Genomic DNA, 8,008 nt, shown 5'->3' on the forward strand with positions numbered 1-8,008 from the left:
TTCGACCTCGGCACCCTGTTCATCGACGAGGGCTTCGGCAGCCTCGACGACGACAGCCTGGAACAGGTGCTGACCGTGCTCGACGGGCTGCGGGCGGGCGGGCGCGCGGTCGGCGTCGTGAGCCACGTCGCCGACCTGCGCAGCCGGATCACCCACCAGGCGGTGGTCCACAAGCACGCGTCGGGCAGCACGGTCGACGTCCGGGTGGGAACCCGCAGCGACCAACCGGCCGCCTGACCACTACTCCCCACCCGGCCGCCTGCCCCTACTCCTCGAACGCCTCCGGCGGCGGGCAGGAACACACCAGGTGCCGGTCGCCGTACGCGCCGTCGATCCGGCGCACCGGAGGCCAGTACTTGGAGGTCGGGTCGACCCCCTCCGGAAAGGCGGCCGTCCGGCGGTCGTACCCGTGGTCCCAGTCGCCGGCGATGGCTTCAGCCGTGTGGGGCGCCCCCCGCAGCACGCTGTCCGCCGCGGCGACGGCTCCCGAGCCGACCTCGTCGATCTCCCGGCGGATCTGGATCATGGTGTCGCAGAACCGGTCGAGCTCGGCGAGATCCTCACTCTCCGTCGGCTCGACCATGAGGGTGCCAGCCACGGGGAACGACATCGTCGGGGCGTGGAAGCCGTAGTCGATCAGTCGCTTGGCGACGTCGTCGACGCTGACTCCCGTGTCCTTGGTGATGCCACGCAGGTCGAGGATGCACTCGTGGGCGACCAGCCCGTCGGTGCCCGAGTACAGCACCGGGTAGTGCTCACGCAGTCGGGCGGCCACGTAGTTGGCGTTGAGCACCGCCACCTCGGTGGCGCGACGCAACCCCGCCCCGCCCATGAGGCGCACGTACGCCCACGAGATGGGCAGGATGCTCGCCGAGCCGTAGGGGGCAGCAGACACCGGGCCCACGCCGTCGGTCGGGCCGGCCAGCTCGTCGAGCGGGTGGTTGGGCAGGTGCGGCGCCAGGTGGGCGCGCACGCCGACCGGACCGACACCGGGCCCGCCGCCACCGTGCGGGATGCAGAACGTCTTGTGCAGGTTCAGGTGCGAGACGTCGGCACCGAACTTCCCCGGACGGGCGACGCCGACAAGGGCGTTGAGGTTGGCACCGTCGACGTAGACCTGACCGCCAGCGTCGTGGACCATCGCGCACAGGTCGGTGATGGTGTCCTCGAAGACCCCGTGGGTCGACGGATAGGTGACCATGATCGCCGCGAGGGTCTCACGGTGCGCCTCGACCTTGGCCTTGAGGTCGTCCATGTCGACGTTGCCGGTGATCGGGTCGGTCTTCACGACGACGACCTTCAGGCCCGCCATGACCGCACTGGCCGCGTTGGTGCCGTGGGCGCTGGCCGGGATGAGGCACACGGTGCGCTCGTCGTCGCCCCGCGAGCGGTGGTAGGCCGCGATCGCGAGCAGCCCCGCGAGCTCACCCTGTGAGCCGGCGTTGGGCTGGAGGGAGACCGCGTCGTAGCCGGTGATGTCGCACAGCCAGCCACTCAGCTGGTCGACGAGGCCACGGATGCCGCGGGTCTGCTCGTGCGGCGCGAAGGGGTGGACCTCGGCGAACTCGGGCCAGGTCACCGCGACCATCTCGGTCGTGGCGTTGAGCTTCATCGTGCACGACCCCAGCGGGATCATCCCGCGGTCGAGGGCGAAGTCGCGGTCGGACAACCGCCGCAGGTACCGCAGCATCGACGTCTCGCTGTGGTGGGTCGAGAACACGGGGTGGGTGAGGTAGTCGCTCGTGCGGGCCAGGGCCTGGTCCCACTGCGGCGTCGCGATGTCCACCTGCTCCGGCGCAGCGACGCCGAAGGCCTTGGCCACCCGGTGCAGGTCGACCAGTCCAGTCGTCTCGTCGACGCTGAGCTGGACGGTGTCGGCGTCGTGCAGCCAGAGGTTCACGCCGGCTGCCAGGGCCGCGTCGACCACCTCACGGGCCCGCCCCGGGACGTGCACCCGCAGCGTGTCGAAGATCGGCCCCTCGGCCACGTCGACGCCACCGTCACGAAGGGCGCCACGCAGGGCCTCGGCGTGGGCGTGGACACCGAGCGCGATGGCTCGCAGACCCGCAGGGCCGTGGTAGACCGCGTACATGCTGGCCATGACGGCGAGCAGCACCTGCGCCGTGCAGATGTTCGACGTCGCCTTCTCGCGGCGGATGTGCTGCTCGCGCGTCTGCAGGGCGAGCCGGTAGGCAGGGGCGCCCACGGCGTCGACCGAGACCCCGACCAGGCGCCCGGGCATGGTGCGCTCCAGGCCGGGGCGCACGCTCATGTACCCGGCGTGGGGGCCACCGAAGCCCATCGCGACGCCGAAGCGCTGGCTCGTGCCGACGGCGACGTCGGCCCCCCACTCCCCCGGCGGCGTCGCCAGCGTCAGGGCGAGCAGGTCGGCGCTCGCGGTGACGAGCGCGCCCACCTCGTGGGCCGCCGCGGTCAGGGCCGACAGGTCGTGGAGGATGCCGTCCATCGCGGGGTACTGCACCAGGACGCCGAACACCTCGGCGCCGCCAGCGGCATCCCGAAGGCCTTCGGTGCTGGTGACACCCGAGAGGTCGGCGACGACCACCGGGATCTGCAGGGGAACGGCCCGGGTGCGAACGACACCCAGCGTCTGCGGGAAGACCTCGGTGTCGACGAGGAGCACGGCATCCGCCGGCGCCTTCGAGGATCGCCGCATGAGCGTCATCGCCTCGGCCGCCGCGGTCGCTTCGTCGAGCAGCGACGCACCGGCGATCGGGAGACCGGTGAGGTCGCTGACGACGGTCTGGAAGTTCAGCAGCGCCTCGAGCCGGCCCTGCGAGATCTCCGGCTGGTAGGGCGTGTAGGCGGTGTACCAGGCCGGGTTCTCGAGCACGTTGCGCGCGATGACCGCCGGGGTGTGGGTGCCGTAGTACCCGAGCCCGATCATCGAGGTGACCCGTCGGTTGCGGGCCGCGACCTCGCGCAGCTCGGCGACCACCGCGGCCTCGGACGCCGCGGGCTCGATGTCGAGCGCCTCGAGAGCGCGGATGCCGTCCGGCACCGCGGCATCCAGCAGGTCGTCGAGGGAGGTGCGGCCGACGACGGAGAGCATCGTCGCGATGTCCTCGTCACGGGGGCCGATGTGGCGACCGGCGAAGGCGGGCAGGTCGGCTGAGGTGGTGCTCATGGCGCTCCTGGGGCAGACGGCAAGGACGTCTCCCCCTCTGTCACCACCGGGGTGGCCGGTGAGCTCCAGAGGTGCCTGTCCCGTGTGGTCCCTTGCGCCTGAGAGGTTCCGGGGAGGTTTGCCCCTTCGGCGCCTCGTCAACAGCGACGAGGACTCTCCCACACGGTGTGAGCGGCACGGTCAACGTACCACCGCCGCACCCTTCCCACCCCTGGTGCGTGACACACCTGCCGAGCGGCGTGTCACGTGGCACGCGGTACGCGGCGGAAAAGTCGGGACGTGCCTCAGGCCAGGCGCTGGGCGCGGCGGGCGCCGAGCTCGTCACCGGGCCGGGGCGCGGCGGCGACGTCGTGCTCGGCCCGCTCACTGGGCAGGCTGGCGAGCTCGCCCTCGACCTCACGCCAGACCTTGCCGACGGCGATGCCGAAGACTCCCTGACCGCCCTGCAGCAGGTCGATGACCTCGTCGTTGGAGGTGCACTCGTAGACCGAGGCCCCGTCGCTCATCAAGGTGATCTGCGCGAGGTCGTCGACGCCCCGGGAGCGGAGCACGCTGATGGCGATCCGGATCTGCTGCAACGAGACACCGGTGTCGAGCAGCCTCTTGACGATCTTGAGCACGAGGATGTCGCGGAAGCCGTAGAGGCGCTGGGTCCCGGAGCCGCCCGCGGCTCGAACCGAGGGCTCCAGCAGACCGGTGCGCGCCCAGTAGTCGAGCTGACGGTAGGTGATGCCGGCCGCCCGGCACGCGGTGGGCCCGCGGTAACCGATCTCGTCGTCGAGCTCGGGGAGGTCGTCGGCGAACAGCACGCCCTGTGCAGGGACGGGACTGGCCCCGGACTCTCGCGCTTCTCCTGTGGAGACCACGCCTTACCTCCTCGACTCGTCTTCGCAGACGACTGTACGCGCCGAAATGACATCAGTGTCACCCTCGCAGTCACGGATGTGACAGGTGTGACGGTAGGGGCAGGTGTGACTCAGGTCAACGACCGCTGCTCGAGCGTGCTCCCCGGGCGTGTCGCGAGGAAGCGCTCGTCGCTGCGCTCAGCTCTCGCCCTCGGTGTCGAAGTCATCGGCCGAGACGTGGTCGAGGAAGGCCTTGAACTTCTCCACCTCGTCGTCCTCCGTCTGGGCCATCTCGATGCCCGCCTCGTCGAGGAGGTCCTCCTCGGCGACGATCTCGGCACCAGCACGCAGCGCCAGGGCGATCGCGTCCGAGGACCGCGACTCGATGTCGGTGCCGCCCGCCTGGGCGCCACCGTCGAGGTCGAGCACGGCGTGGAAGACCCCGTCCTTGAGGGCGACGATGCGCACCCGGGTCAGGGTGTGACCGAGCTCGTCGATGACGTTGCGCAGCAGGTCGTGGGTGAGGGGCCGCGGCGGAACGACTCCCTGTTGGGCGTAGGCGATCGCGGTCGCCTCGGCGGCACCGATCCAGATCGGCAGGTAACGGTCGCCGTCACGCTCTCGCAGGAGCACGATCGGCTGGTTGGTGGGCATCTCCACACGGACTCCGAGCACGTCCAAGACCTTCACCCTGCCACCGTACCTCCCCCGACGGTCAGTGGCCCTCGGCCAGACCGCCGCGCACCAGGGCCGCGTGCAACCTCAGGCAGAGGTGGGCCACCTCGGCAGCGCTGCGCGTGGCATCCTGCCCCCGCCGCGCACCGACGACCTGCTCGACCAGCCCGACCTCGCGATCGGCAGCCGCCCGGAACCCGCGCAGGTGACGAGGCTCGACGCCGTACCCGGCCAGGCCCGCGGCCGCATGGGCGACAGCTAGGTCCGCCTCGTCGTGCAGCCCATCGGAGCCGGGCCGCAGCAGGCCGTGGGTCACGAGGTCGGCGACGGCCGCCGGCGCCAGCCCGGTCGCCCCGGCCAGTTCCGCGGGCGTGAGGCGCAGCGTCGTGCCGACGGCGAGCTCCGAGACCTCCGGGACGTCGGGGTCGGGAGGGAGGTCCGGAGCCGCTGGTCGACCGCCATGCCCCGGAGCCAGGGTCAGGCCGCGGTCCAACGCGTCGAGGTTGTCCTTGATGACGCGCAGCGGCCAGAACCGGTCACGCTGGGCCCGCAGGACGTACCGCAACCGCTCCACGTCGCCGTCGGTGAACTTCCGGTACCCGGATGCCGTACGGGAGGGAGTGACCAGCCCCTCGGCCTCGAGGAAACGGACCTTGGAGATCGTGACGTCGGGAAACTCGTCCGCCAACGCCCGAACCACCGCCCCGACCGTGAGGAGGCGAGGGGGCGCCGACTCGGCCACGGGTGGGTCAGGCCTGGCTCGCGTAGAAGACGAGGCGGAACTTGCCGATCTGGACCTCGTCACCCGTCGTCAGGGTGGCCGCCTCGACGAGCTCGCGGTTGACGTAGGTGCCGTTGAGCGAGCCGACGTCGCGCACGACGAATCCCTCGGGCGTGCGCCGGAAGATCGCGTGACGACGCGAGACGGTCACGTCGTCGAGGAAGATGTCGCTGTCGGGGTGACGCCCGGAGACGACCTCGTCGTCATCGAGCAGGAACCGGGCACCGGTGTTGGGCCCGCGCAGCACGACGAGCAGGGCCGTCCCGGGCCGCAGCGCCTCGACGGTGGCGAGATCGGCCTTCGTGAGGACGTGCTCGCTCTCGTGGACCGGCTCGCCGACACGCGCGCTCGTCTCCGCCTGTACCGCGGCCAGACGCATCGTCGTCGACTCGGGCACGGGGCCTCGACCCCCCACGGGCTCGTCACTCATGGACCATCCAGCCTCTCGTCGTCGTGAGTCCTTGCAGAGTGTCACACCCTAGATCAGGGTGTGACCGATGCCCACCCTCGGGGGCGGGCCATCTGGTCAGGACAACTGTGCGGTGTACGTCTCGACGTCCATCAGGGCGTCGGCGGCCGCGGGGTCGCTGGGCCGCAGCTCGTACATCCAGCCATCGCCGTAGGGGTCGGAGTTGACCAGTTCCGGGGTGGCGTCCAGCAGCTCGTTCACGGCGGTGATCTCACCGGAGACCGGGGCGTAGAGGTCGCTCACGGACTTCGTGGACTCCACCTCGCCGCAGGTGCCGCCGGCGGCAACGGTCTCGCCGACCGCCGGCAGGCTCACGTAGACGACGTCTCCGAGCGCCTCCTGCGCGAAGGAGGTGATGCCGACGCGCAGGGTGTCGCCGGTGCTGCTGACCCACTCGTGCTCAGCGGTGTAGCGCAGTCCGGCGGGGTACTCGAGGTCGCTCATGACTCTCCTAGGTGTGGCCCGCGAGCGGGAGTGATCAGGGGGTGGTGGTCGGTACGGGCCGAGCGTACTGAGGCGGGGCGAGGGTCAGCAACGCATCGACCACCACCTCGTCACGGATCTCGGTCTTGGTCTTGCCCTCGGCGCGGCGAACGGTGGCGGTCACACCGCCGGGGATCTCCATCGCACCGGCAAGGTCGTTTGCGGCCCCGATGGCGCGGATCGTGTACGGCGGGGCCACGACCTTCCCGGAGATGACGAGGTCACCGTCGCGCTCGGAGATCCACGTGTTCGCCACGACGCGCTCGTCGCCGACCTGGATGGCTTCGGCCCCGGCGGCCCGCAGCTCCTGGACGGTGTCGAGGATGATGGGGGCCGCGACGCCGCCGTCGACTCCGGTGATGGTGAGCACGATGCCGGGCCCCTTGGCCGGGGCGGTGCCGGCGAGGATGCCGAGGGCGTCGAGACGCTCCCGGGCGGCACGCTGGGCCTCCTCCCCGTTCGTGGACTGGCTCTGGAGCAGCTCCAGTGAGTTCTCCAGCCCTCGGATCTCGTCGGCCAGTCGGTCGCCGTCCTGGTCGACCCCCGCGAAGATGCGCACCAGTTCGTCCTCGCGCAGGTTCTCCAGCCCCTGGATGGAGGTCTGGCGCACCTGGGCGATGATCGCGAATCCCAGTGCGGCGGCCAGGACCATCGCGAGGACGTTCGCCCGGGTCGCGCGGGGTGAGCCGGCGCGCAGGAGGCGGCGCCACGCTCGAGGCGGATTCGCGGCCGGGCGTCCGCCTGACTCGGCCGGGCGTTCCCCGGACTCACCAGAGGGCTGCTCGCTCATGCGTTGAAGAGGTGGCGGCGGATCGACGCCACGTTGGAGAAGATGCGCACCCCGAGGACGACGACGACGCCGGTGGACAGCTGGGCCCCGACGCCGAGCTTGTCGCCCAGGAAGACGATGAAGGCCGCGACGACCACGTTGGACAGGAAGGAGACGACGAACACCTTGTCGTCGAAGATGCCGTCCAGGATGGCCCGCACGGCACCGAAGACCGCATCCAGTGCCGCGATGACGGCGATGGGTAGATAGGGCTGCAGCCACACGGGCACCGCGGGCTGAAGGAGCAGCCCGATGAGGATGCCGAGAGCCAGACCGATGGCGGGGATCACGACGAGCTCCTCTCAGGGGTGGCGGTGGATGACGCGGAGTCTCCAGTATCCCCCGTCCTCGCGTAGAGCAGGTTCAGACCCACCGCGGCGGGCACGGTCAGCTCCTTCGACACCTTGGTGTCGACCCGGACACCGAAGCTGCCCCGCAGGGTCGACAGGTAGCTGCCCCCCTCACCGTCGGCGAAGTCCGCAGGAAAGCGGGCCGGATCCCCGAGGGCGGTGATGAGGTAGGGCCGCGTCAGCGGACGGTTGTCGACGATGAGCGCCGGCCCGGCGAAGCGGATGGCCGACAGCGACGTGAGGCGGTTGCCGTTGATGCTGACGGCCTCGGCCCCGGCCTGCCAGAGGGCGTTGACGACGAAGCGAAGGTCCTTGGCGTAGACGCGGCCCTGTTCGGCCTCCGGGTTGTTGGGGTCGGCCTCGTCAGCACTCGACCCGGGGGCGTCGTCCATGGTGATGGTGAAGCCCGGGCCCTGCAGCTCGACGGC

Annotated in this window: 10 protein-coding genes and 1 riboswitch; of the genes, 1 reads left to right on the forward strand and 9 read right to left on the reverse strand. The window is 70.8% G+C overall.

Annotated elements, in window-relative coordinates:
- Positions 1 to 237, forward strand: a 237-nt coding sequence (locus PLL68_RS08580) for a P-loop NTPase family protein (RefSeq protein WP_324533352.1), incomplete at its 5' end; no start/stop codon positions are given.
- A gap of 28 nt (positions 238 to 265) precedes the next feature.
- On the opposite strand, the gene gcvP is transcribed toward PLL68_RS08580, so the two are convergent.
- The 9 genes from gcvP to PLL68_RS08625 all read right to left on the reverse strand — a co-directional run.
- The gene (gene gcvP, locus PLL68_RS08585) at positions 266 to 3,148 is read right to left on the reverse strand and encodes an aminomethyl-transferring glycine dehydrogenase (RefSeq protein ID WP_324533353.1); all 2,883 of its coding nucleotides are present in this window, start codon (positions 3,146 to 3,148) and stop codon (positions 266 to 268) included.
- Between the two features lie 75 nt (positions 3,149 to 3,223).
- A riboswitch (glycine riboswitch) is annotated at positions 3,224 to 3,319 on the reverse strand.
- A 113-nt stretch (positions 3,320 to 3,432) separates the two neighbouring features.
- Positions 3,433 to 4,014, reverse strand: coding sequence for a MerR family transcriptional regulator (locus PLL68_RS08590; RefSeq protein WP_324533354.1), 582 nt, complete (start codon positions 4,012 to 4,014; stop codon positions 3,433 to 3,435).
- 177 nt (positions 4,015 to 4,191) lie between these two features.
- The gene (locus PLL68_RS08595) at positions 4,192 to 4,683 is read right to left on the reverse strand and encodes a bifunctional nuclease family protein (RefSeq protein ID WP_324533355.1); all 492 of its coding nucleotides are present in this window, start codon (positions 4,681 to 4,683) and stop codon (positions 4,192 to 4,194) included.
- 25 nt (positions 4,684 to 4,708) lie between these two features.
- Positions 4,709 to 5,473 (reverse strand): transcriptional regulator FtsR, encoded by a 765-nt coding sequence (ftsR, locus tag PLL68_RS08600; protein ID WP_502910688.1) that lies wholly within the window; start codon positions 5,471 to 5,473, stop codon positions 4,709 to 4,711.
- Positions 5,418 to 5,879, reverse strand: coding sequence for an FHA domain-containing protein (locus PLL68_RS08605; RefSeq protein WP_324533357.1), 462 nt, complete (start codon positions 5,877 to 5,879; stop codon positions 5,418 to 5,420). Before PLL68_RS08605 ends, ftsR begins: the two co-directional genes overlap by 56 nt.
- Positions 5,880 to 5,975: 96 nt before the next feature.
- Entirely contained in the window at positions 5,976 to 6,362 is a 387-nt protein-coding gene (gene gcvH / locus PLL68_RS08610; RefSeq protein WP_324533358.1) for a glycine cleavage system protein GcvH, read from the reverse strand.
- Positions 6,363 to 6,396: 34 nt separating this feature from the next.
- Positions 6,397 to 7,191, reverse strand: coding sequence for a DUF881 domain-containing protein (locus tag PLL68_RS08615; RefSeq protein WP_324533359.1), 795 nt, complete (start codon positions 7,189 to 7,191; stop codon positions 6,397 to 6,399).
- On the reverse strand, positions 7,188 to 7,520 hold the full coding sequence (locus PLL68_RS08620; RefSeq protein WP_324533360.1) for a small basic family protein: 333 nt from the start codon (positions 7,518 to 7,520) through the stop codon (positions 7,188 to 7,190). Before PLL68_RS08620 ends, PLL68_RS08615 begins: the two co-directional genes overlap by 4 nt.
- Positions 7,517 to 8,008, reverse strand: a 492-nt coding sequence (locus tag PLL68_RS08625) for a DUF881 domain-containing protein (RefSeq protein WP_324533361.1), incomplete at its 5' end; no start/stop codon positions are given. The genes PLL68_RS08620 and PLL68_RS08625, both read right to left, overlap by 4 nt.

It is taken from the genome of Ornithinibacter sp. (genome assembly GCF_035443565.1).
GTDB lineage: Bacteria > Actinomycetota > Actinomycetes > Actinomycetales > Dermatophilaceae > Fodinibacter.